The sequence below is a fragment of the Peribacillus sp. TH14 genome (assembly GCF_016651145.1).
Lineage (GTDB): Bacteria > Bacillota > Bacilli > Bacillales > DSM-1321 > Peribacillus > Peribacillus butanolivorans.
The window spans coordinates 4,600,553-4,624,152 of record NZ_JAEKEK010000001.1 but is presented as its reverse complement, the minus strand read 5'-3'; the positions used below and the strand labels follow the sequence as shown (position 1 = coordinate 4,624,152).

Sequence of the window (23,600 nt, the reverse complement as noted above, 5' to 3'; positions counted from 1 at the left end):
AATAAAATGGGTGAACTGTTATTATTATACACACTTTTCCTTGAACGGATATTGTATAAGTTAAATATGAAAATAGACTCATTTTCAAGAGAAACTCTTAAAAAAAATGAGTCTATTTCATTACTTACCTCTTTTTACAATTGTTTAAGGCCTAATTGTTAAGGTTAATTAGTTTTAATGATTGTACATAAATAATCTTTAATCTCATGAAAATAAAAATAGTTCAAAACCTTAAGCCTTTACTTTTAGTCTATTAACAGCATTTAATTATTTCTTAATTGAATCGCTTCAACAAATTCTTGCACCTGACTTTGCACACGATCAACTAATTCGCTATCTTTAATTGGGCTTTCTGGATTCTGCTTATCTATTTCCTTATCTACAAAATATAAGCCCTGCAACGGCTCACCTTTTAAAATTGAAATTAAAGGTTTAAGTGCGTAATCAATCGCCAATAAATGCCTGTTACTTCCACCAATCATAATTGGCAGAACAGGCTTATTTTTAAATGCACCCTCAGGTAGCAAATCAATCAAAGCTTTTAACACGCCTGTGTAAGATGCCTTATATACTGGTGAACCAATAATGATACCTCTAGCTTCCTGAATTTTTTCTGAAAGCTTTATTATATCTTCACTATTATACCGGCCTTGGAATAGATCATCTGCGGAAAAATCCGTTATAGAGTAATAAGCAGTGGTAAACCCCACTTGTTCAACTAGTGATCGAACATGTTTTAAAGAGATGTCAGTTCTTGATGGACTCGCTGGACTGCCTGATAAAATTACGATTTCGCTCATATAAATTTCCTCCTATTATTTTCTTATCTGCGATAAGACTTGCTGATTCAATAAAAATCACTCAATCACTAATAAATCGGATAAGAACCCTGCCTAGGTAAAGTCATGTATCATATAATCATCGTAATATTCAGAAAAATAAAAGTCAAGTGTTTAACTCGGGATTAATATGAATAACCTATTCAGAAACTTTCATCAGTTATCCCCCTCTATTTTTCCTGAAATTTAAATCTGTTTCTTCCTTGACCTTTTAATTTTTGCATCTCCAAAATAACAGGTATAGTTCCATTCTTCGGATTACACTAGTTTGCACAATGTATCGTCAAGTCTAGAGGTACAAGCTTGAATAACTAATACTAATAGTAGATAAAGCAACGGTCATATTTGCGGCTTGTTGACTCATACGCCTTAAATATGACCGTTTATTTATGTATTATTGCTTTTTCCATGAATCCCATATACTAAAAGCTGAGCAATACTCTTTATTCGTTCCTCAGTAAAATACGGTTCCGTTTTCTGTTGATGAATCTCATAATGGGTCGATAAAGCTAATGTAAAAGAAATAATTCCTACATTAAATAAGATAATATCGGAAATATAGTGAATCTCTCCAGTATCAATTCTCTTCTGAAGTTCAATAAGCTTAGCATTTGGCTTGAAGATTTGCTCAACATATTGTTTAGAAATTTCTTGATCGTATTGAGTTTCTCGAAATAATATCGAATACTGTTCTTTATTTTCAAGAATTTTTTTTATCAATGTGATAACGTGATTCTCTACAAGCTCATCCGTAGAAAGGTGGCTAGTCTCAACTTCCGCATCTTCTTTTTCACTAGGAGTAATCGTAGCCAAAAGCAACTCTTTTTTGCTGTCAAAGTATTTGTAAATCGTAGCTTCGGAAACATTACAGGCAGAAGCGATTTCATTCGTTCTGGTCATGTCAAAACCTTTACTGGCAAAAAGAGTCCGGGCTACATTAATGATCCGTTCTTTTGTTTGCTGCCCTTTTTTCAAAAATATCAACCTTCTTTTAAAAAAGATAAGACCGGCTTGTCCGATCTATTTTCCATAATAGCCTGATGATACCAATCGGTCAATATAACCTTTGGTCTATGAGACTTGCATTAGTCATATAAGACATAAAAAGAAAACATCGTCGGATTAGGACGCTGTTTTCCTTTTCAAAATTATTTAAAAGATGCATAGCCATCATCAACCATAACAATACTGCCATTAATCGCATCAGCTTCATCTAATGATAGTAGATAAACAGCATTCGCAATTGCTTCCGGCTTAATTAATTTGCCGCGCATTTGGCTTGCATTCAATTTATCGATGATTCCCATATCTTTATATCCTTGGATAATTGGAGTATCCACACCGCCTGGTGCGATACCTACTACTCGTATTCCATAAGCACCCAATTCCAAAGCCGCTGTTTGTGTCATCATTCTTACAGCGCCTTTAGAAGCCTGGTATGCGAAAGTCCCATGTGAAGCTAAATAGCCAAACACCGAAGCAGCATTTATAATAACTCCCTTACTTCCTAGTTCCTTCATTTTACGTCCGGCTGCCATGATGCCAAAAGCCACACCGTGTTGGTTTACTCCGATCGTTTTAAAGTACCCTTCCATATTTTGTTCAAGAATCATGCCACCCGCACCTATGCCAGCGTTATTGAACATAATATCAATTCTTCCATAAACATCTACAGCGATATTGACCAATGCTTCCACATCTTCTTGCTTTGAAACATCAGTTTTAACAAAAATAGCTTCTCCGCCTTCTGCCTTAATCAGTTCAACAGTTTCTTCTGCCATGGCCTCGTTAAAATCCGCAACAACGACTTTGTCCCCTTTTTTTGCAAATTTTAGACATGTTGCACGGCCTATTCCACTTGCTCCACCTGTAATAACTGCCACTCTTGCTGTCATATAAATTCCCCTTTCAACGCTCAAAATAAATAAGTAAGTATTTACTCACTTTTATTATTGATTTATTGAATAATAATTTCAAGCGAAATGATGTTTTTTTAAAGTTCCCTTTATATCTTATTGCATACAAAAAGTCGCCCTATTAAAATAGGACAGCTCATTAATATTTAGCACATTTTTACTTCAACTTTACTGATAGATTCTTTCACCATTTCGATGAAGAGTTGTATAAAACGATTATCCCCTGTTAATTCTGGATGAAAAGCACTAACCAGGACATGTTCTTGTCTCGCAGCAACAACATGTTCTTCATAAAGAGCTAATACCTCTACGTCTTCACCAATTTCTTCCGCGAATGGTGCCCGGATGAAGACAGTTGTAAATGGTTCTTCCATTCCTTTGATCGAGAGTTGTGCTTCAAAACTATCCCGCTGACGTCCAAATCCGTTCCTTTTCACGGAAATGTCCATTAATCCAAGATAAGCCTCTTCATCCCCAGTCAATTTCTTTGCGGCCAATACCATTCCCGCACATGTACCGAAGACAGGTTTTTTTAGTTCAAAAAAGGTTTTGATGGGTTCCATAAATCCGTAACGATCCATGAGCTTTCTCATCGTAGTGCTTTCTCCGCCTGGAATAATTAAGCCATCAATTTCTTTTAACTGTTCAGGTTTTTTAACAATTATAGCTTGTTCACCTGCAGCTTTAATTTGATTTAAATGTTCTTCAACAGCACCCTGTAAACCCAAAACACCGATGGTTATCATATTACCAGCCACGTTCCTGCATCCGTTCTGATGGAGCAAGCTTAGAAATATCAATACCTTTCATTGCACTGCCTAACTCTTTTGACAGCCGGCCAATCAATTCATAATCAGTATAATATGTAGTCGCTTGAACGATTGCAGTTGCAAATTTTTCAGGATTCTCTGATTTAAATATACCTGAACCCACAAATACGCCATCTGCGCCCAGTTCCATCATCAGTGCTGCATCTGCTGGAGTAGCAATTCCACCTGCTGCAAAGTTAACTACAGGCAATTTACCTGTCCGCTTAATTTCTCTTAGAATCTCATAAGGAGCACCTAAGATTTTTGCTTCTGTCATTAATTCATCGTCACTCATTACGCTCACTTTACGAATTTGGGACAAAACCTTTCTCATATGTCGAACAGCTTCCACAATATTTCCTGTTCCAGGTTCTCCTTTTGTACGAAGCATCGATGCTCCTTCACCAATCCTGCGTGCAGCTTCGCCTAAGTCACGGCATCCACATACAAAAGGTACTGTGAAATCGCTTTTTAACAAATGATATTCTTCATCAGCAGGCGTCAGCACTTCGCTTTCGTCAATATAATCAACACCCATTGATTCCAGAATCCTTGCTTCAACAATGTGACCAATCCTTGCTTTAGCCATGACCGGAATAGAAACAGCATTCAATACTTCCTCAACGATACGAGGATCTGCCATTCTTGCTACACCACCAGCTGCACGAATATCAGAAGGTACCCTTTCTAAAGCCATGACAGCAACAGCACCCGTCGCTTCGGCGATTTTTGCTTGTTCAGCATTAATGACGTCCATAATTACGCCACCCTTTTGCATCTGTGCCATTCCTCTTTTTACTGTGTCAGTTCCTAATAATTTTTCCATTACTTTTCCTCCTAATATTTGCATTTTTTAGATTTGTTAATTAGTATAAAAAATAGATGACCGTATTGAAAGTGTCAGTTTTCAATAATTTAATGGGGTCAGTTCCTAATAATTTTCCCTCTACTTTCCCCCCTAATATTTGCATTTTTTAGATTTGTTAATTAGTATAAAAAATAGATGACCGTATTGAAAGTATCAGTTTTCAATAATTTAATGGGGTCAGTTCCTAATAATTTTCCCTCTACTTCCCCCTAATATTTGCATTTTTTAGATTTGTTAATTAGTATAAAAAATAGATGACCGTATTGAAAGTATCAGTTTTCAATAATTTAATGGGGTCAGATACGAATTATTTAAAAAAGGCGGAAGCAAAATGAATATGTTAACCTGTAACTTAAATCGTATGAGTGAAGAACCATTATACGAACAATTATATTCGCATATTAAAAAAGAGATAATTGATGGACGTCTTCTCTTTGGAACGAAGCTGCCATCGAAGCGAAAATTAGCGGAGTTTCTGCAGATTAGTCAAAATACAGTCGAGACTGCCTATGAACAATTAACTGCTGAAGGATACGTTGAAGTTATTCCCAGAAAGGGATACTACATACAAACATTTGAGGATTTAGAGTATACTCAAACTGACAATGTTCCCTTAGAACAGAATGATAATAAAGTAAGGGAATTGCTCTATCATTTTCACCCAAGCCAAATTGATACTGAGAACTTTCCATTTGAAAAATGGCGAAAGTATATTAAAAATAAAATCGATGAATCTCATCAAGACCTTCTTTTACTGGGAGATTCTCAAGGTGAATATGAATTACGTTGTGAAATTGCCCACTATCTATATCATGCTCGTGGGGTCCAATGTGTCCCTGAACAGATTATCATTGGTGCGGGACTGGAAATTTTACTACAGCAGCTTGTTCTTCTTTTTGATAAAACCACCATATACGGAGTCGAAGATCCCGGTTATCACTTGATTTATCGTATTTTACGTAGCTATCCAAATGATGTATATCCATTAGAAGTTGATGAAGAAGGGGTGAAGGTCAACCCTATTGAGCAGTCTTCAATTGATGTAGTTTATGTAACCCCTTCCCATCACTTCCCCTATGGAACAATTCTGTCTGTTAACAGACGTACACGATTGTTGAATTGGGCCCAAGGGGCAGCAAATAGATATATTATCGAAGACGATTATGATAGTGAATTTCGTTATAGTGGAAAAACGATTCCTTCTTTACAAAGTATGGATGTTGGAGAAAAAGTGATTTACTTAGGATCGTTTTCCAAATCATTGATGCCTTCGATTCGTATCAGTTATATGGTTCTTCCAGCTCCGTTATTACAGAGGTATCAAGAGGAATTATCTTTCTACCATTCAACCGTATCAAGGATTGACCAACATGTTTTAACAGAGTTTATGAGGGAGGGAGATTTTGAAAAACATTTAAATCGTATGAGGAAAGTTTACCGCCGTAAATTAGAAAAAGTGATTGATTTGATTAAACCCTATCATCAACAAATATCAATCATTGGTGAACGATCAGGACTGCATATTGTTCTCACCGTAAAAAATGGGATGGATGAACAAACACTAATTCAAAAAGCGGCTGATGACGACATTAAAATATACGGACTTTCCACTTATTCCATTGAGAAAATAGATGAACATCCTCCTAAAATTATATTAGGCTTTGCAGGGATACCTGAAGCAGAATTAGAAAAAGCTATTCATCTTTTATTGAACTCCTGGGGGTTTTAAAAAGAAAAAGGAAGTTCACAAATGTAAACTTCCTTTTTCTTTTTTAACTTTTAGTTAAATATTCTTCCATCATGACCTTTGGTACCATACTGCCACCTGTAGCCCAAATAATATGTGTGGACTGTTTTATTTTTTCTTGAAGTTTTTGATCCTTGAGATATTGTTTTCCCTCTTCGCTACTGAACAATTGAACTGGTCCATATACTCCTGCGAGGGCAGACGGCTCTAAATAATATCCTTCTGTCTCAGCCAACTCTCGAAGCAAGTCAAATAATCTTTTGTCCTGTATTGTATAGCTGCCGCTTACTATTCAGATGACCTTCCGACCGCTAGTCCATCTGCTTCCGTTTTGTTATCAATTCCAAAATCCTGTACCGAGACTTTGTCATGAAGTTCCGTTGCCAATCCAAGCAACATACACGGCGAATGTGTTGGCTCTGCAAAAAAGCAATGGACATCGTCTTTGAAGGCCAATTTTAGCCCATATGTTATACCGCCGGGGCCACCACCTACTCCGCATGGTAAGTAAACAAATAAAGGATGATCTTCGTCAACCAGGATCGACATTCCTTTTAATTGATTTTTCAGACGTGTTGCAGCTGTCGCATAGCCTAGCAACAAATCTTTTGAATTTTCATCATCAATAAAATGGCAATTTGGGTCAAGAGATGCTTCTTTTCGCCCTTCTTCGACGGCTTTACTGTAATCGTCTTCATATTCCTTTACAATGACACCAAGGTTTCTTAGTTTATCTTTTTTCCACTGCTTGGCATCTGCCGACATATGTACAGTAACCTTAAATCCAAGCGATTGAAATGCCCTGATTGCTTCCATAATTGGGATTCAACCAAAAAACTTCATCTGTCTTTATAAGTTTTTTTATTAAAGGATATTTCTCTTTCCACTCTATCAAAGATAAACCTGCGATTTTTTGTTTCTCCATAGCATTTCCCTCCTAGTCATATGTAACAATATTTATCATCTACTATAACTTAGCAAATTGCTATGTACGAATACAGTACTCTTTTACTAGGACAATTTTGGTTTAAAATGTAAGATTCACTTTTAATCCCCTTCGCACACTATTAATAAACCAAACTTCCTCAGCATTATGAAGATCAGCCTTTGTTATTAATTTTTCTTTTATTTCTTTCTTCCTTAATAGCTCCTGACGGAAAGTCCCTGCAAGCAATCCTGATTCTACTGGAGGGGTGAACAGATCTCCATTTATCTTTACTACTACATTTCCGTTCGTGAACTCTGTAATATATCCTTGTTCATTCCAAAGTAAAACGTCATAGAACTCAGGGTGCCTAGTTTGAAATTTTTCATAAACTTCCCGGTTAGTCGTCTTATGATAGAGAAATGGATTTTCAGTTGATATTGGACTTTCGGCTATGATAGCTGAAATTTCTGCTTCCATTGTCTTGATTATTTGTCCTGAAACTTCAAAATCTCCATTTTCAAAAAGCAGAACCCGTACTTTTTGCATCGAATCATAATGTGAATCTGCATATTTTTGGAGCTTATTTCTAAGTTCTGTTTCAGAAAACGGATAGTCAAAGTATCCAGCTGACTGCATCATTCTATCAATATGCTCATCCAATAAAAAATACTGGCCATCTTCAAGCTTAATCGACTCTAACAGCTGATAGGTAGGTCTTTCCTCTGACAATAATTTAGCTTTTAAAAAGGCTTCGTCATACTCCTCAAGTAAGACAGAATCCCAGGTTATTCCCCCTCCTACCCCATATTCAGCTTTTCCTGTTTCCTTTTCGATAACAACCGTCCGAATAGGTACATTGAAAACTGCTTCACATTCCGGGGTAATAAAGCCGATTGCACCGCAATACACTTCACGTGGAGAATTCTCAAGTTCAGTGATAATTTTCATCGTTTTGATTTTCGGTGCTCCTGTTATCGATCCACAGGGAAAAAGCGCCTTGAATATATCAATAATCGTTGTTTTTGGTTTCGTTTTAGCTGTGATGGTTGATGTCATTTGCCACACAGTCGGGTACTTTTCAATTTCCTTAAGTTTCGGTACCTGAACGCTCCCTTGTTCAGCAATCATTCCTAGGTCATTCCTGAGCAAATCAACAATCATTAAATTCTCAGCCTGATTTTTTTCAGAACATGCTAACCAGTCCGCATTTGCCTGATCCGTTTTCACGGTAATCCCACGCTTGACTGTCCCTTTCATTGGACGAGTAATTAGCTGACCATCCACCCAGCGGAAAAATAACTCGGGAGAAGCCGACAGAATTCGATGTGTCCCGATATTCAAAAAAGCACTATAGTTCGATCGTTGTGCTCTCTTTAGCCTATCATAGAAAGCAAAGTCGTCCCCCTCGAACATAGATTGCAATCGCATCGTATAATTCACTTGATAGGTATTGCCTTTCTCGATTTCAGCTTTTATCGTTTGAAACCCAGAATGATATGTATGGGAATCCGTTTCTGATTCCCAATCATTTAATTGAAATGAACCAGTTATTTTTCCCGGGAACTCTTCCGGTTTCTCAAAGATACCGAACCACAATAACGGCATTTTTGCTCCTTCTTTTACTTTAAAAGACTTTTCAAAAGCAGGCGCCGCTTCATAAGATACATAGCCTGCTGCATAATATCCCTGCTCGATTGCTGCCTGGACCTTTTGGAATTGAGGGAGGACATCCTGTAAAGAATGGGCGATAAAAACTTCTTTCGGTTCCGTAAAATATAACGGTTTTTTAACATCTTGTTTATCTGTGAAGTGAAATAATAGTGATAAAGGTTCTTCCTGTTTCATGCTTCTCTCCTTACTTTATTTATAAGATTCTAAGTAATTAGATATGGTATGTAATTGAAAATGAGCTTGCAGACACATAATCTGCAAGCTCATTCACATTTACACTTATTTCATTCCAGTAACTTCTGCAATGATTTCATAGGAACGAAGGCGTGCGTTATGATTATAAATGGCAGAGTTAATAATCATTTCATCCGCCTGAGTCTCATCTAAAAAGGTCTGTAATTGTTCTTCAACTTCTTTCGGGTTTCCGACAATAGAAGCGTTCAGTTGTTTCATGACAATGGCTTTTTCATATTCTGTCCAAATACCTTCCATCGTATCAACTGGCGGAGCCATTTGTCCAGGTGTATTTCGAATCAAGTTTAAAAATTGCTGCTGATAAGAGGTAGCAATTCTTTGTGCTTCTTCAGTAGTATCCGCTGCAAATACATTGACACCGACCATCACATACGGCTTATCTAAAACTTCTGATGGCTGAAAATTATTACGATAACGTGCTAAAGCCGGTTGAGTATTTTCAGGTGAAAAATGGCTTGCAAATGAGAATGGTAATCCCAGCTGTGCTGATAGTGCCGCACTGAAGCCGCTTGAACCAAGCAGCCAAATCGGGATATCTTGCCCTTCACCAGGAATAGCACGGACTCGATTATGTTTTGAATCAGCATCTAAATAGCTGCGGAGTTGCGCTAACTGCTCAGGAAAATCTTGGCCATTATTACGGACATCGCCACGGAGAGCCATTGCAGTATATTGGTCACTTCCTGGAGCACGACCTAATCCTAAATCTATTCTACCAGGATACATAGCTTCTAACGTTCCAAATTGTTCTGCGATGACGAGTGGTGCATGATTTGGAAGCATTATGCCCCCAGAACCCACACGTATTTTTTCTGTCCTTCCAGCAACATAACCGATTAACACAGAAGTCGCAGAGCTAGCGATTCCAGGCATGCTATGGTGTTCTGCTACCCAGAAACGGTTATAATTCCATTTCTCCACATGCTGAGCTAAATCTACTGTATTTTTAAAGGCTGCTGATACTGTACCACCCTCGACAATAGAAGCTAGGTCCAGTACGGAAAAAGAAATGTCTCTAAGTTTTTTTGCAGGCTGATCAGCATTCATATCTTCAACTTCTTTCAATTATGATTAATTGGACGCAAAGTCATCATATAGAAAATGCAGATAAATTGCACACAAAATGCTCTACCTGATTATTTGAGCAGAAGTTCATTAGCAATCAAACGATACGACTTCAGACGGTCCTCCAACTTATGAGTTATAGTAATAAGCATGATTTCATCTGCTTGATATTTCTCCTGTAACTCCAAGAGCTGGTGCTTTACTTTTGAAGGTGTGCCCATAATCATTTTTTTATCCATCTTTCCCTTCAGTTCTTTTTCTTTTGCATTCCATGCATACTCCCTCGCCTCTTCTATACTTGGGACCATTTTTCTTTCCCCAAAGCCACTTTGGATTTTCCAGAGTGTATTGCTTAGTGCTATCTCTTTCGCTTGTTCCTCGGTTTCGGCACAAAGGGCCGAAACCGTTAATATTGTTTTAGGCGCATTCAGGATCCCTTTTGCTTGAAAATGTTCACGATAATACTGAAGACTCTTAATCCCATCATTGTCGCTCATGAATTCACCGAATGCGTAAGAAACCCCATTTTCCGCCGCGAGTTTTGCACTTTTTTCACTTGTTCCAAGTACCCATGGTACAGGTGGAATTTTTGGGATTGGTGCAGCAGAAGTATTTTCAAAAAGGTGATCTTTTGGAAATTTCTCTCGAAGAAAATACAATAGTTCCTTTACGAGGTCAGGCATTTTGTATACATTTTGCAGATAATTATCGGATAATGCCATAGTCGCTTCTGCCGATCCTCCTGGAGCACGTCCTATGCCGATATCAATTCGGCCCGGAAAAAGTGTTGCAAGCATATTATAGGTCTCTGCAACGCGATATGGCTTGTAATGCGGAAGCAACACAGCCCCTGCTCCAATTCGAATGTTTTTTGTTTGCGCACCAATATAGCTTATCAATACCTCCGGAGCTGAACAGGCTAATCCTGGTAAATCATGATGTTCCGTAAACCAAACCCTGCTATAGCCAAGTCTATCTCCCTCTTGTGCGAGTAAAAGTGAATCGTTCAATGCCTGCTGCGCGGTTTGACCGGATGCGATTGGTGATTGATCTAAAATGCTTAGCTTCATTAGGGTTCCCTTCTTCCCATTTCTCTCTTAGTTATATAATCGTAAAACATTGAATATAAAATGTCGCCTAATACGCTTGTTGTTAGTTTAGTTTGTAACTCTTAGCTGAAATAATAAGTGGATATTCTGGATTGGTAAATAGGAGTGAATTGTAAATTCTAACGAGGTTATTTTTAAAATATACATTTTTTATTACTCTTATAGATGGAACCCGATTTGTTTTTACCATATATTCTAAAGAGATGTTTTAAGGAATATTTATTGAATAAAAAAATAGAAAGACCCTAAAATTGGGCCTTTCCTTTAAATTATTCATTTTTTTAAACTGAGATAAGATTTCTTCTGCAATAATAGGTGAATCCAAGCGAGCCGCTACAAAGGGAGGTTGCACTCGATTATTCGATTCTACAGGCAATCCTAACCAGACAACATGACCATCGATGATAATAAAAGAGAAGGAAACTGGCATACAAATGAAATAATCTGTAAAAATTTCCGGATTTCTATTCCCTGAAATGATAGTCAATTTGACTTCAGGGTCTCTTTTCATTAGAATCAGCTTCCATTCCTCTGACAAATTTTTAAAATCTGGCACGGCCACAATAATTTCTTGTTTAGAGGAATCTATATCTGCTAATAAGTTGTCCAACTTACGGGCATGCATCCATTGCAGTCGGGGATGCTGAAATTTCACCCATTTTCCAATATCTTTCCTTGCGACCATCTGACCGTTTTGGATTTGATGATCAACAAGCTGACGAAGTGTTTTGCTACGATAAACATGCTTATTAACAAAAGAAGTATCACAAACATGTACGAACTTCCCTTTGGTCCTTGTTATCGCCACATTTATTAGCCTTTCACTTTCTCTTCCGGTCAGCAACATTCCTGCACGATTTTGCGGATAACTATCAACCGTGTCAAAAATCATGACATCCCTTTCACTGCCTTGGAAACGATGTACAGTTGCAGCTATGATGTCTGCTGTTTGCCTTTCTTGACTATACAAGTCATCCAAAAGTTTTTCCATCAAGTTAGCCTGGGCACGATATGGAGCAACATAACCAATGGATCGAGCCCCGCCAACATACGATTCATGAATCAGCTGAAAGGACAAAAGCAACTGCCATGGATTCATTCTCGAATGGGATGTGCGTTCCGTCATGCAATATTCACCTGAAAAGCTAGTATCGACAAGTGCAGCTGCCTGATTTGCAAACGGTTCCGCTGATCTTATGCTATCTCTACTTGTCAAAACACTTTCATGGTCTCCAACAAAATTGTTATAGACCACACGATTCGTAAATGCCGAAATTTCTGGATGCATACGGCGCTGTTCTTTTAAGAGAAATAAATGAGGATGAAGTTCCCCCTCTTCTACTGATTGTGCAACCCCCGCGCGATGAAAGATGTCTTCTTTCAGCCAAAGTTTCACTAGAGAATCACGTGCAGAAGCAATTGGTGGCAATTGTTTGAAATCACCGCAAACGATAATATGTTTGGATAAGGCTGCCGCAAAAGCTACTTGCGGTACGTAAGCCATGCTGGCTTCGTCCAAAATGATTAGATCATATTCTTTTTGGTATACCGTTTCATCGCTAGCAGCTTTAGCCAAGGTCATTCCAATAATTTTAGCCTCTTTCACAAGTAGCATCTCTTTTTGACGAATTTTCTCTAATACTTTAGCTAATTTTTTTCTAATTCAATTAAATGATTGGTATCTCTTTTGCTAAATGAACCAGCTAAATCCTGCTTTAACAACCTCTTTTCTTCTGCAAGTTGCTCTTTTTCTTTCATCAAGTCCGGTTCATGCTTCCCTAATAGTTGACCTGTAACAATATCATCATGGATAGCTAGAGAATCACCTATTTGTGAACCATAGCGAAGCACATCCCCTTCATGGAAACGGTCTTTCTTTTTAATAAATGTAGAGATTTCAGCCATCAGTACATCGACAGCTTGATTGCTATGTGACAGCACCAGGATATTTTTATCTTGGAAATAATGATTTGCAACTGTACGTGCCAATGTATAAGTCTTTCCTGTTCCTGGAGGTCCCCAGACAAAAGTGACAGGATTAAATTTTGAACGTGCATATAATTCTTTTACACTGCTTTGTTTTTCATTTACCGGATGTTTTTGGGGCATAGATGGATCCATTAGACGCTTAATCCGTAGCCTTTTCTTTTTGCTTCTCTTGATTTCATCTAGACGGGTAATCAATTGTTCTAGTAATTCCCAGGGATCATGGTATAAAAAAGCTTCCCCGATTAAATCACCTAATGATCGTTCAAAAGCGATGATTATACTTTTCCCTTCAGATGATAAGACCCTCCCATCCTGTTTTATTCCTCCCCATTCCAATCGAATAATGGAACCTATAGGAATTTTTATCGAGGAGCTTGTTTCAAAATAGTAGGTGAAAGAACCATCACTTGTAAGTAAATGGCCATTCGAAACAAGGTATTTTGTGCTTCCGTATTTTTTCAAATGCAAAATTTCAAGTTGAAGTGCCTGTTGCCATTCTTTTATATAGTTAACCGTTGAATTCATTTTTCACTTTCCTCACAAAATATGCCTTTGGATGTATAAAGAACTGGCCCATTAGCTAGGCGCTATTGCGATGAATAACCAAGGCTCTAGGCTTTTTATGCAAAACCTGTCCCGTGACAATATCTCTTCTTTAACATATAAAATAAGGCCCAATCAAAAGATTGGGCCTCTCATTTGCCAATAGTCTTACTATAGCATTTTTTATTTCATCATACCATGGGCTCTTTTGGAAGAAATGGTTTACATTAGCCCTTTGACAGCTCTGTGAATTGTTCTACTAAATCACTGAAAATCCTCATAGCATTTTCAATAGGCTCAGGTTTAGTTAAATCTACGCCTGTTTTCTTGAGCAGGTCTAACGGGAATTCAGAACTGCCGCTTTTCAAGAAGGTCAAATAACTTTCGAGGGTTTTTTGATCTCCGGAAAGAATTTTATCTGCAATTGTAATAGCTGAAACGTAACCTGTAGCATATTTATACACATAAAATGGACGATAAAAATGCGGAATGCGTGACCAGCCATACTTCACTTCTTCATCGAAAACTATTTCATCACCATTATATGTTCGGAAAATTGTTTCATAAGCTGTGTTAAACACCTCGGCATTTAGTGGTTCATCATTTTCTGCCTTCTCGTGAACGATCTTTTCAAATTCTGCGAACATCACCTGTGTGAAGAAAGTTCCCTTAAAGCTATCGATAAAATGGTTAAGTAAGTGCTTTTTCTTTTGAACGTCTTTTGTTGTATTAATTAAATGGCGAATCAGCAGAATTTCATTCACCGTAGAAGCAACTTCCGCTACAAAAATGGAATAGCCTGCTGTTATTTGCGGTTGATATTTTGAGCTATAGTATGAATGCATCCCATGGCCAGATTCATGCGCAAGTGTAAATACGCTGTCAAGATCATCACGGTGATTTAGTAAGATAAATGGATGAACACCATAAAGTCCTAAGTTGTAAGCCCCAGACCGTTTTCCAGGTGTTTCTCTGACATCAATATAGCGTTTTTCTTTAAAGGTTTTTAAGATAGAAGTATATTCTTCACCCAGCGGTTTCAACGCCTCAATCATTAAAGCAAAACTGTCATCATATGATATTTCTTCTTTTGCACCTTCGACCAATGGCACACTTAAATCGTATGCACGCAATTCATTTACACCCAAAAGCTCTTTCCGCAGCTGGATGTATTTATGCATCGGTCCTATATTTTGTTTAGTAGACATAATTAAGTTATCATATACCTCTTTTGGAACTTGATCACCGAACAATGATTTTTCTAATGCAGAAGGGTAGTTCCTTAGTTTAGAGAGATTCACGTTATTCTTGATTGCTGTTGAAAGTGTTGAAGCAATCGTATTTTTCAGTTGTACATATGGCTGATAATACGCAATGTATGCCTCTTTTCGAATATCACGATTGTCATCTTCAATCAATTTTGAATATAATCCTCGGGTCAGCTCTACTTTTTCGCCGTCTCCATTTGTCACTTCACCAAACTTAATGTCAGCATTGTTGATCATCCCGAATGTTTTTTGTGGTGCTGAAAAGGCTTCACCTATTTGGGAAAGGACCTCTTCCTGTTCTTTCGTTAACACATGGGTTTTATATCGATAAGAATCTAGTAAATCTTCTTCAAAATATTTCAAACCCTCTATTTCTTTTATGTACCCTTTTAGCGTTTTTTCTTCTAGGCTTAAAAGAAATGGCATGAAGAATGAAGAAGCATTGCTAATTTTCTGACCTAACTGACTTGCCCGATCAAGCAAAGCCTGTGATGAAGTAACCCTTGTATCCAAATCTGTTTGCAGCATCGCAAATACATAGAGTTTATTATAAATGTAACCAAGTTCCTCACTTGACCGTAAATACTCAAACAAGTCTTGAGCTGTCTGAATTTGTCCATCATAGGTTTTTAATTTTTCTGTCATCTTAAGGACTTCTTGATAATCCTTTTCCCATTTATCCTTGTTATCGTAAATATCATTTAGATTCCAAGTTTCTTCCTCTTTGATTTCGTCACGTGTTTTGTACGTTTGCATTTTATTGGCACTTCCTTTCATACTTATAGGCTTACCCTCTATTATAAGCGACTTTCAGAAAAACCTGCATAAAAAAACCAGTATGCTAAAAATACATACTGGTTATTACATAAAATATAATTAGAATTTAGCTGCAGCTTCTACAACTTTCGTCAATCCTTCAGCAATAATGTCTTGTGTGCGGTCTGGATATTGATTGTGCCCTTCGATAACAACTGTTTCTGGGTTCGTTATCCCCCATAGGTTTAGATTCATTGTTACAAATTTCACTGCCATTTCAGCAGCATCCATTCCTGGTAAAGCATAATCTGAACCACGAGCATTAAGTACAGCCACTTTTTTCTCTGGAATAAGACCAACTGGGCCTTCCGCAGTATATTTAAATGTTGTACCTGCTTGAGCAAGATAAGAAATATATGTTACAAGAGGAGCCGGTACCGTAGCGTTCCATAACGGGAATGCAAATACTACTTTATCAGCAGCAAGAAACTGGTTCAAGTATTGTTGCACGTTATCCGCTTCTTTTGATTCTTCTTCAGTCAATTCCATACCTTGGTTGCGTTTGAATATCGCTGTAATTGCTGTGTTTCCGTAATATGGTAAGTTGAGTTTGAATAAATCCAATTCAGTAATTTCATCGTTAGGATTTGCTTCTTTATATGTGCTTAAAAACGATTCATACATTTTCACGCTGATTGCTTGCTCTGCTGGACGGTCGTTTGCTTTGATTAATAATACTTTAGACATAGTTGGTTCCCCCAATTGTAATTAATATGTGTATGTGAATAGCACAGTTTAATCCGAAATATTTAATCAAGATATCTCGAAGTAACTGCAATTCCTACATACACATTATAATTGTGTTAATAAAATAAAACAAGATATATGTTTTTGGGGTTATATACTATATTTTGTGTTTTAGATACTTTTACAGACATATAAAGAAATAAATATCGGAGTTCTCGAGTTATGGTGAACTTTCTAAATCCCCTTTTTAACAGTTACAAGCATATAATATAGAAGAAAAGAGCAAATAAATAAACGAGAGCAAATACTCTCGTTTATAACTCTTTATGATTGAAAGGACATTTTCCTTTTATCGGTTCAATATCATCACCAATAAAAAATTGTTTCCATTCATTATGATTTACATCGCCAAAGTGGCTGATATCCGGATGTTTCGGGAGATTATCCCATTTTTCTACTCGTTCACGCACCTTTTCACGTGACATGATTCCGCCTTTTTCTGTACCTTCTAATCCTTCAAAGATCATTCGGGGTTGGAAGCCTAGTACAAGACTATTTCCTAAATCACGGGTTTTACGCTGTTTATATGCAGGTGCATTACCAAAGATAAAAATTGGTTCCCCTGCAAAATGGTAATCCCATAAATAATGATCCGGATCTTTTGGCTTTTCATTTGGCCAAGGTTTCTTATCATTTATATGAAGATACTGAAGGATTTCCCAAAATCGTTTTCGATATAATTCTAAATCTCCCTCTTGCTTTTCTGGCTCCATAAAAACAAACAAACCATGTCTGACATATGGAGGTTCCTGGAATAAGTCTAGAAAGCTTTCCACAGCTTTTGGGAGATTGGACCAATCTTTCTGTGTAATATATGCATAACGAAGCTCACCTTTTTTTTCCGCGTTCATACCAAAATAACAAGGAAATGTTTTATCCATCACTGTATTGTGGAAAGTTTGATATTCCTTGATTAACCATCGAGGTACTCGATCAGGATTTTTCATATCTTCTTTCGTTAACAAACATGAATTCGCAGTCAGCATCTCTTTTCTCCTTCAAATTGATATACTATCTTATACCCAGAATTTGATAAAGTAAACGTCCATAACAGCTAATTCTCTCGTCATATTAAAAGATGCTGCAATAGATTCAAATTTTTTTGATTTCATCTGTATCAGCCTGAGCTAGTCTGCAAAAAAAAGCAGAGTGAATCCAATCTCATGAATTATTATAATGGACTGGTCTGTGGCAAAAACTCCTAGAAATCAAACTAAAGCAAATCTCCCTATAATGTTAAGGTAAATACAAAGTAGAACCTAAATAAAAGATTAAAATAAAGAGGTTAATGATCATTTTCTATACTTTAGGATAACCTAAAAACTAAGGAGTGATTATATATGACAAGAAGAAATAAAATCCTAGTAGCGGGAGCTAGAAAAGGTCTTGATGATTTAAAAGCCAAAGTAGCTGGTACGAAGAATCATGAAGATGCAAAGTTTGAAGTTGCAAAAGAAGTTGGCGTACCACTGAAAAAAGACTATAACGGTCAACTGACATCAAAGCAAACTGGAAAAATTGGTGGAAAGTTAGGAGGAGGTATGGTCAAGGAACTTATACAGATGGCTCAGGAAAACTTAGGAAAAAACAATAACTAATTCATTGAATCACGATTGCTTAACAAATATAAACTCAAATCTGTTTAACATATAGAAGGAGACGGACATTTCCTTATACCCGCCTCCTTTTTGCTCAAATTTCAAATATATAAATGATTTTCATAAATTTTAAGTTAAAAATTTATTCATTACATCTCGGTTTAGTTGATCATTAGTACCTGCAAAAACAACGGACCTTTTATCAAAATTGATCGACTAGAAGTATTGTCGTTCCTGTCTGCCTTTAATTGTTTTATAATTTTAATGACTTATTGAACCATAATTGGAGACACCCTGTGGTTTATGTTAATAGATTAGACTTTAATGCTAAAAATAAAAAGCAGCCAGGAATGTTAAGATTCCCAAACTGCTTGAAAAATTATTGCGCCGTATATCCACCACCTATTTAAATGAATAAATTTCTTTACATCATCACGTACAGTCATATCCTATTTTTCATTCTTTTTACAAAACTCCATATTCCTTTTCGTTACTTTGATAGATTTCTTCAATTTTCTTACCCTTGGCCCGTGCCAATACTTCCATCCGAACAGCTAATTGTTTCATGGTGAAATCTAAAACAGCTTGTTTATCATTATCAAATGGATTGCCAAACCGATCATATCCTTCCATATTTAACGCGATGGCAAGTGGGGCAAGTTCTGCCATTCTTTTTTCAACTTGTCTAAAAATATGTGGATGCTCACTGATAATCCTCTGGAGCAAAAAAGTGCCATATGCAATATGGCGCGATTCATCTTTTTTCAAAAGGCCAACCCCTTTTAATAAACCAGGCATCATATTATTGTTTTCGAGTGTCTGATAAAACCCAAAATACCCGGTTTCAGCAAGTACTCCCTCGGTAAACATATTATATACAGTGGCCGCTTCCGCCAATGCTTCAGGAGACTGATCGTGTATTAGTTTCTCCATCGCCTCAGGCAGTATTTCGTAAAAAATAGATTTGTATGTTTCTGAATGATAAACTGTTAGATCACCTGTTTCACCAATTTGATCTAAAGTATAACGGAAAAATTCCATATGCTTTGCTTCCTCGAATAAGAAAGTTGTTAAGTACATTTCCTCTTCAATTCTACCTTCCTTTGCTATAGCCATAATAAGCGGAAGTAAATCCAATGTTACGGCTTCTTCTCCGCCCTGGAAAAGCGAAATAATCCGTAATAAAACTTCTCTTTCAATACTAGTAAACGACTTCCAATCTTCTATATCCTGACTGAAATTAATGTCACGCGGATTCCATACACCGAATTTTTTTGCCTTTTGATAGAGTTTAAACGGAAGGGTATCTTCTCTAAAACTTCGGCTGCTGGTCGTCAAATTCGTTCTTTTCATTTTTTATCCTCCTTAAAATAGAGAATCGTAAACTTGTAAACACATAAGCATAGATAATCAAATTTGTAAGGCCCTACCTTATATTGTAAGATATTAGTAAGTTTTTACCTATCACTGAAAAAGTAGGGAGGAATAAAGTCGAATGCTTGAGGAAACCTTGTTGAATCATGTTAAAAATATTTCCATACAAAAAGATATGAGAAATAAATCCAAAATGATTGTAAAGGGCTGTGTAGATTTTTTTTCATTTCAACGTGCCTCTTTGTTCAGTTACTCTTGTTTAAGTGGTATGGGTGAAGGTATTTACTCATGCACAAGTAAAGAAACAATTTCGTTACATCATGTCAAAGAAAATATTCATGATATATACCCCATCCACCAAGCTCTCATAAATAACAAACCAGTATATTTAACAATTAAACATACGAAATCATCCATACCTGCAAAATACGTTAAAAGATTTGCAATCTCTTCATTAGCTGTAATTCCGGTTATGGTCAATGAAATGGTTATTGGTTTTGTTTTAGTTGACCCAATACAGACCAACGAACCTGTTACAAAGCATGATTTAATGAAGCTTTCCCATTATTTAGAACTGGCAGTCAGTACAACTTTAGAATCCTCCCCCCCCTCATACCTTCTTAGTAATCGTGAAGTCGAAGTCCTACAATATTTAGCTAATGGTCTAGGGTTAAAACAAATGGCACCAAAGATGAGGGTAAGTGAATACACTGTTAGGGATTATATTTCTTCTGCCATTAGGAAATTAGGAGTCAATCATCGTACAGAGGCTGTAGCTGTCGCTATCCGGCACAAGATAATTATTTAAAAGAATATAAAACAAAAAAACCTTCATAGAAGGTTTTTTTGTTTTAAAATATTATTGAGTGACTTTTTCTTCAACTTTCGTAGTCCAGTTTAATTCATCTTCAACCTTACCTGTTTGGATACCAGTTAATGTATCATAAAGTTTTTTAGATAATTCACCAGTCTCTCCGTTTTGAACTATCATTTCTTCACCATTCCACAAGAATTCACCAATTGGAGAAATCACAGCGGCTGTACCAGTACCGAATGCCTCTTCTAATTGTCCTGATTTAAAGGCTTCATAGACTTCCTCCATAGAAATACGCCGTTCTGTTACTGGAAGATTCCAATGCTTTAACAATTCAATAATAGAATCCCGAGTAATTCCTGAAAGGATGCTACCATTTAAAGCTGGAGTAATGATTTCACCATTGATTTTGAAGAAGACATTCATGCTTCCTACTTCTTCAATATATTTTTTTTCTACTCCGTCTAGCCAAAGCACTTGAGAATATCCCATCTTTTCAGATTCCTCTTGAGCTTTAAGGCTTGATGCATAATTACCACCTGTTTTAGCTTCTCCTGTACCACCATTTACGGCACGTGTAAAAGCTGATTCCACCGCTATTTTAACAGGGTGAATTCCCTCTTTATAATAAGAACCTACCGGTGACATAATGATGATAAATTGATAGCGATCTGATGGAGAAACTCCGAGATAAGGTTCAGTAGCTATAATGAAAGGTCGAATATATAAGGACGTCCCTTCTGCTCGAGGAATCCATTCTTTATCAACGCTAATTAAGGTTTTTAAGGCCTTTAACGCGAAATCCACATCAACATCTGGTATACATAGGCGACTATTTGAATTATTTAAGCGTTCAAAATTCTTTTTCGGGCGGAATAAAATAATTTCATCATCTGATGATACATATGCTTTTAATCCTTCAAAAACAGATTGGCCATAGTGAAAAATCATAGCTGACGGCTCTAATGCGAGCGGTTGATAAGGAACAATTCTTGGATCATGCCACCCTTGCCCTCGTGTGTAATCCATAATAAACATATGATCGGTAAATTTCTTACCGAACTCAAGCTGGTCCGCTTGTGGTTTTTCTTTCTTTGTTGTACTAAGCGTGATTTGCATGTCATGTTCCTTCATTACCAAAACCCCTTGTTGAATATTTTTACAAGATTTCACTTCCATAAAATCTATCTTAACTTAGTTTACTCCTATCAGGAATCATAGTTCAAGCCCTTATGACTAAATTTTCGGAATTTTTTCAAAATAATTTGATTTTTTTGATTACTTTACGTATGATTCCTGAAAAAAGACTCTAATATTCCTTTTTTGTAAGAAAAAAACTTTTATTATCCCTATTAAAATCCTTTAATACTAATGGCTTGATTGGAATTCTGAAGATTCTTTTATAAAGTCTTAAGTTAATTTTAACAAATATCATTGAATAATGCCAATGTGCATCTTTTCCGTTTGCCGTTGAAGATTACCATCTTGATTACATAAGACCTACAATAGCGAAGGAAAATCATTACCGATTCAAAATAGATAGAATGGAGCGAATTAAGGGCATTTGCCACATTCAAAATGCCAATCACAATCAAGATACAAGAGATTCTTATATAACATTCTACAGTTGCTAATTTATGCCTCTCATCTAAAATTGGCTTCCTATTCCCTATGTGAGTAAGATATAAAATAAAAATTTTCCCTAAGCCGATTCGGATTTGTACAAGAATGTTATAGCAACATTTTTTTTAGTAAAATTTAATTTAGTAGTTTACTACTAAATAATAATCTTATATACTTATCCCACGAGATAGATAAAATGCATGCAACTCATATTATTATAGATAAAACGCATGCCACTCTCTTATAATTCACGAAAAGGGGTAACAATATGACAAAAAACAGGTGGTTAATTGCTTTATCAGCTATTGCTATTCACCTTTCCATTGGTGGTGCATACGCATATAGCGTATACAAGAAACCTTTAGTTGAGACTATGGGGTGGTCAGAAACTGAAGTAACTTTAGCATTTACAATTATGATGGCGCTTGCAGGAACCTCTGCAGCTTTCTTTGGGAAATTTGTTGAAAAGAATGGTCCAAGAAAATCAGCCTTAGTTGCTGCTGTATTATTCGGTTTAGGACAAGCTGGTTCTGGTTTGGCTGTCATGATCGATTCACTTCCACTTTACTTACTAACATATGGAGTATTAAGTGGTCTTGGTATGGGTATTGGATACATTTCACCAGTATCTACTCTTGTCAAATGGTTCCCTGATAGAAGAGGACTAGCAACAGGAATGGCTGTACTCGGTTTTGGTGCTGGAGCTCTTATTACAGCCCCAGTTGCAGCAAGCCTTATGGAATCCGTTGGAATTTATTCTACTTATTACATTTTAGGAGCAGGCTATTTCATTCTTATGTTTTTAGGTGCTTCATACATTGCACCACCAAAAGCGAATTGGATTCCTGAAGGTATGAAAAAAGATATTGAGTCAGGAAAAAAAGAAATTAAGAAAGATCTAAGACAATTAACTGCAAAAGAAGCGGTTAAAACAAAACATTTCTGGATGCTTTGGTCGATGAAATTAATTAATACTAGTGCAGGGATTATGATGATTTCTGTGGCTTCTCCTATGGCTCAAGACGTAGTTGGATTGTCTGTAGCTGGCGCAGCAACTCTGGTTGGTATCATGGGAATCTTCAATGGTGGAGGCAGACTTGGTTGGGCAGCAGCCTCTGATTATATTGGTCGCCCAAATGTTTTCGTCATTTTCTTTATTATTCAAATCGGAGCGTTCCTCTTACTTCCAACTACTACAAATTCGTTATTGTTCCAAGGTCTTATATTGTTAGTTGTTAGTTGTTATGGTGGAGGTTTCTCAAATCTTCCTGCATTTGCTGGAGATTTATTTGGAACAAAAGAAATTGGTGCTATCCATGGTTATCTTTTAACAACATGGTCTCTTGGAGGAGTTTGTGGACCAATGCTGGTTACCGCAATTAGAGAAAGTACAAACAGTTATATTCCAGTGTTCTATGTTTTCGCTGCATTAATTGCAATTGCTTTCTTGATTTCCATCTGGTCGCGTTTAGATATCAAAAAAATGCAAAGAGAACAGAAACAAGGATTTACTAATAAATTAAGTAAAATATCATAAATTTAGAGAGTAGTTTTTCTGACTATTTTGTTCGATAAATATACTAGATCAAGGCATTATCAAGGTAACTTCCTTATTGGGAAT

20 protein-coding genes and 1 pseudogene are annotated in these 23,600 nt (G+C 36.7%); 4 read left to right on the top strand and 17 right to left on the bottom strand.

The annotated features are described in order from the left end of the window. Positions 1-263: 263 nt before the first annotated feature. From ssuE to pdxS, 5 genes are all read right to left on the bottom strand, one after another. Entirely contained in the window at positions 264-800 is a 537-nt protein-coding gene (gene ssuE, locus JFU50_RS22500; protein ID WP_201224219.1) for an NADPH-dependent FMN reductase, read from the bottom strand. Between the two features lie 426 nt (positions 801-1,226). Then, entirely contained in the window at positions 1,227-1,814 is a 588-nt protein-coding gene (locus tag JFU50_RS22495) for a TetR/AcrR family transcriptional regulator (protein WP_201224217.1), read from the bottom strand. Positions 1,815-1,987: 173 nt separating this feature from the next. Beyond that, positions 1,988-2,734 carry an SDR family NAD(P)-dependent oxidoreductase gene (locus JFU50_RS22490; RefSeq protein WP_201224215.1) on the bottom strand — a complete coding sequence of 249 codons (747 nt, stop codon included), beginning with the start codon at positions 2,732-2,734 and terminating at the stop codon, positions 1,988-1,990. Positions 2,735-2,901: 167 nt separating this feature from the next. Next, positions 2,902-3,501, bottom strand: coding sequence for a pyridoxal 5'-phosphate synthase glutaminase subunit PdxT (pdxT, locus tag JFU50_RS22485; protein WP_201225157.1), 600 nt, complete (start codon positions 3,499-3,501; stop codon positions 2,902-2,904). Between the two features lies 1 nt (position 3,502). Further along, positions 3,503-4,390, bottom strand: coding sequence for a pyridoxal 5'-phosphate synthase lyase subunit PdxS (gene pdxS, locus JFU50_RS22480; protein ID WP_201224213.1), 888 nt, complete (start codon positions 4,388-4,390; stop codon positions 3,503-3,505). A gap of 373 nt (positions 4,391-4,763) precedes the next feature. On the opposite strand from pdxS, the gene pdxR reads away from it, so the two are divergent. After that, positions 4,764-6,161, top strand: coding sequence for a MocR-like pyridoxine biosynthesis transcription factor PdxR (gene pdxR, locus JFU50_RS22475; RefSeq protein ID WP_201185153.1), 1,398 nt, complete (start codon positions 4,764-4,766; stop codon positions 6,159-6,161). A gap of 43 nt (positions 6,162-6,204) precedes the next feature. Here pdxR and JFU50_RS22470 read toward each other — a convergent pair. From JFU50_RS22470 to JFU50_RS22430, 10 genes and pseudogenes are all read right to left on the bottom strand, one after another. After that, positions 6,205-6,971, bottom strand: a pseudogene (locus JFU50_RS22470) (D-serine ammonia-lyase); the annotation flags it as partial. After that, a complete protein-coding gene (locus tag JFU50_RS22465) occupies positions 6,958-7,104 on the bottom strand; it encodes a hypothetical protein (RefSeq protein ID WP_201224211.1) in 147 nt (48 codons plus the stop codon). The pseudogene JFU50_RS22470 and the gene JFU50_RS22465, both read right to left, overlap by 14 nt. Positions 7,105-7,206: 102 nt before the next feature. After that, the gene (gene pabB, locus JFU50_RS22460; protein WP_201224209.1) at positions 7,207-8,952 is read right to left on the bottom strand and encodes an aminodeoxychorismate synthase component I; all 1,746 of its coding nucleotides are present in this window, start codon (positions 8,950-8,952) and stop codon (positions 7,207-7,209) included. A 105-nt stretch (positions 8,953-9,057) separates the two neighbouring features. After that, positions 9,058-10,080: an LLM class flavin-dependent oxidoreductase gene (locus JFU50_RS22455; RefSeq protein ID WP_201225156.1), complete on the bottom strand. Its 1,023-nt coding sequence runs from the start codon at positions 10,078-10,080 to the stop codon at positions 9,058-9,060. Between the two features lie 89 nt (positions 10,081-10,169). Then, positions 10,170-11,168: an LLM class flavin-dependent oxidoreductase gene (locus tag JFU50_RS22450; protein ID WP_201224207.1), complete on the bottom strand. Its 999-nt coding sequence runs from the start codon at positions 11,166-11,168 to the stop codon at positions 10,170-10,172. Positions 11,169-11,415: 247 nt separating this feature from the next. Beyond that, positions 11,416-12,813, bottom strand: coding sequence for an AAA domain-containing protein (locus tag JFU50_RS30915; protein ID WP_342366297.1), 1,398 nt, complete (start codon positions 12,811-12,813; stop codon positions 11,416-11,418). Positions 12,814-12,854: 41 nt separating this feature from the next. Next, positions 12,855-13,721 (bottom strand): AAA domain-containing protein, encoded by an 867-nt coding sequence (locus JFU50_RS31570; protein ID WP_274606986.1) that lies wholly within the window; start codon positions 13,719-13,721, stop codon positions 12,855-12,857. Positions 13,722-13,966: 245 nt separating this feature from the next. Beyond that, a complete protein-coding gene (pepF, locus tag JFU50_RS22440) occupies positions 13,967-15,763 on the bottom strand; it encodes an oligoendopeptidase F (RefSeq protein ID WP_201224205.1) in 1,797 nt (598 codons plus the stop codon). 120 nt (positions 15,764-15,883) lie between these two features. Then, on the bottom strand, positions 15,884-16,525 hold the full coding sequence (locus JFU50_RS22435; RefSeq protein ID WP_397329003.1) for an FMN-dependent NADH-azoreductase: 642 nt from the start codon (positions 16,523-16,525) through the stop codon (positions 15,884-15,886). Positions 16,526-16,824: 299 nt separating this feature from the next. Continuing rightward, the gene (locus JFU50_RS22430) at positions 16,825-17,556 is read right to left on the bottom strand and encodes a YqcI/YcgG family protein (RefSeq protein WP_201224203.1); all 732 of its coding nucleotides are present in this window, start codon (positions 17,554-17,556) and stop codon (positions 16,825-16,827) included. 354 nt (positions 17,557-17,910) lie between these two features. Here JFU50_RS22430 and JFU50_RS22425 point away from each other — a divergent pair, with 354 nt between their 5' ends. Then, positions 17,911-18,168: an alpha/beta-type small acid-soluble spore protein gene (locus JFU50_RS22425; RefSeq protein ID WP_201224202.1), complete on the top strand. Its 258-nt coding sequence runs from the start codon at positions 17,911-17,913 to the stop codon at positions 18,166-18,168. Positions 18,169-18,633: 465 nt separating this feature from the next. Here JFU50_RS22425 and JFU50_RS22420 read toward each other — a convergent pair whose 3' ends face one another. After that, positions 18,634-19,521 carry a R2-like ligand-binding oxidase gene (locus JFU50_RS22420; protein WP_201224201.1) on the bottom strand — a complete coding sequence of 296 codons (888 nt, stop codon included), beginning with the start codon at positions 19,519-19,521 and terminating at the stop codon, positions 18,634-18,636. 142 nt (positions 19,522-19,663) lie between these two features. Here JFU50_RS22420 and JFU50_RS22415 point away from each other — a divergent pair, with 142 nt between their 5' ends. Then, on the top strand, positions 19,664-20,350 hold the full coding sequence (locus JFU50_RS22415; protein WP_201185167.1) for a response regulator transcription factor: 687 nt from the start codon (positions 19,664-19,666) through the stop codon (positions 20,348-20,350). A gap of 51 nt (positions 20,351-20,401) precedes the next feature. Here the strand turns inward: JFU50_RS22415 and JFU50_RS22410 are convergent, their stop codons facing one another. Continuing rightward, the gene (locus JFU50_RS22410; RefSeq protein ID WP_057218925.1) at positions 20,402-21,490 is read right to left on the bottom strand and encodes a branched-chain amino acid aminotransferase; all 1,089 of its coding nucleotides are present in this window, start codon (positions 21,488-21,490) and stop codon (positions 20,402-20,404) included. Positions 21,491-22,247: 757 nt separating this feature from the next. On the opposite strand from JFU50_RS22410, the gene JFU50_RS22405 reads away from it, so the two are divergent. Continuing rightward, positions 22,248-23,516, top strand: a complete 1,269-nt coding sequence (locus JFU50_RS22405) for an L-lactate MFS transporter (protein ID WP_201224200.1) — start codon at positions 22,248-22,250, stop codon at positions 23,514-23,516. The last annotated feature ends 84 nt before the right edge of the window (positions 23,517-23,600 follow it).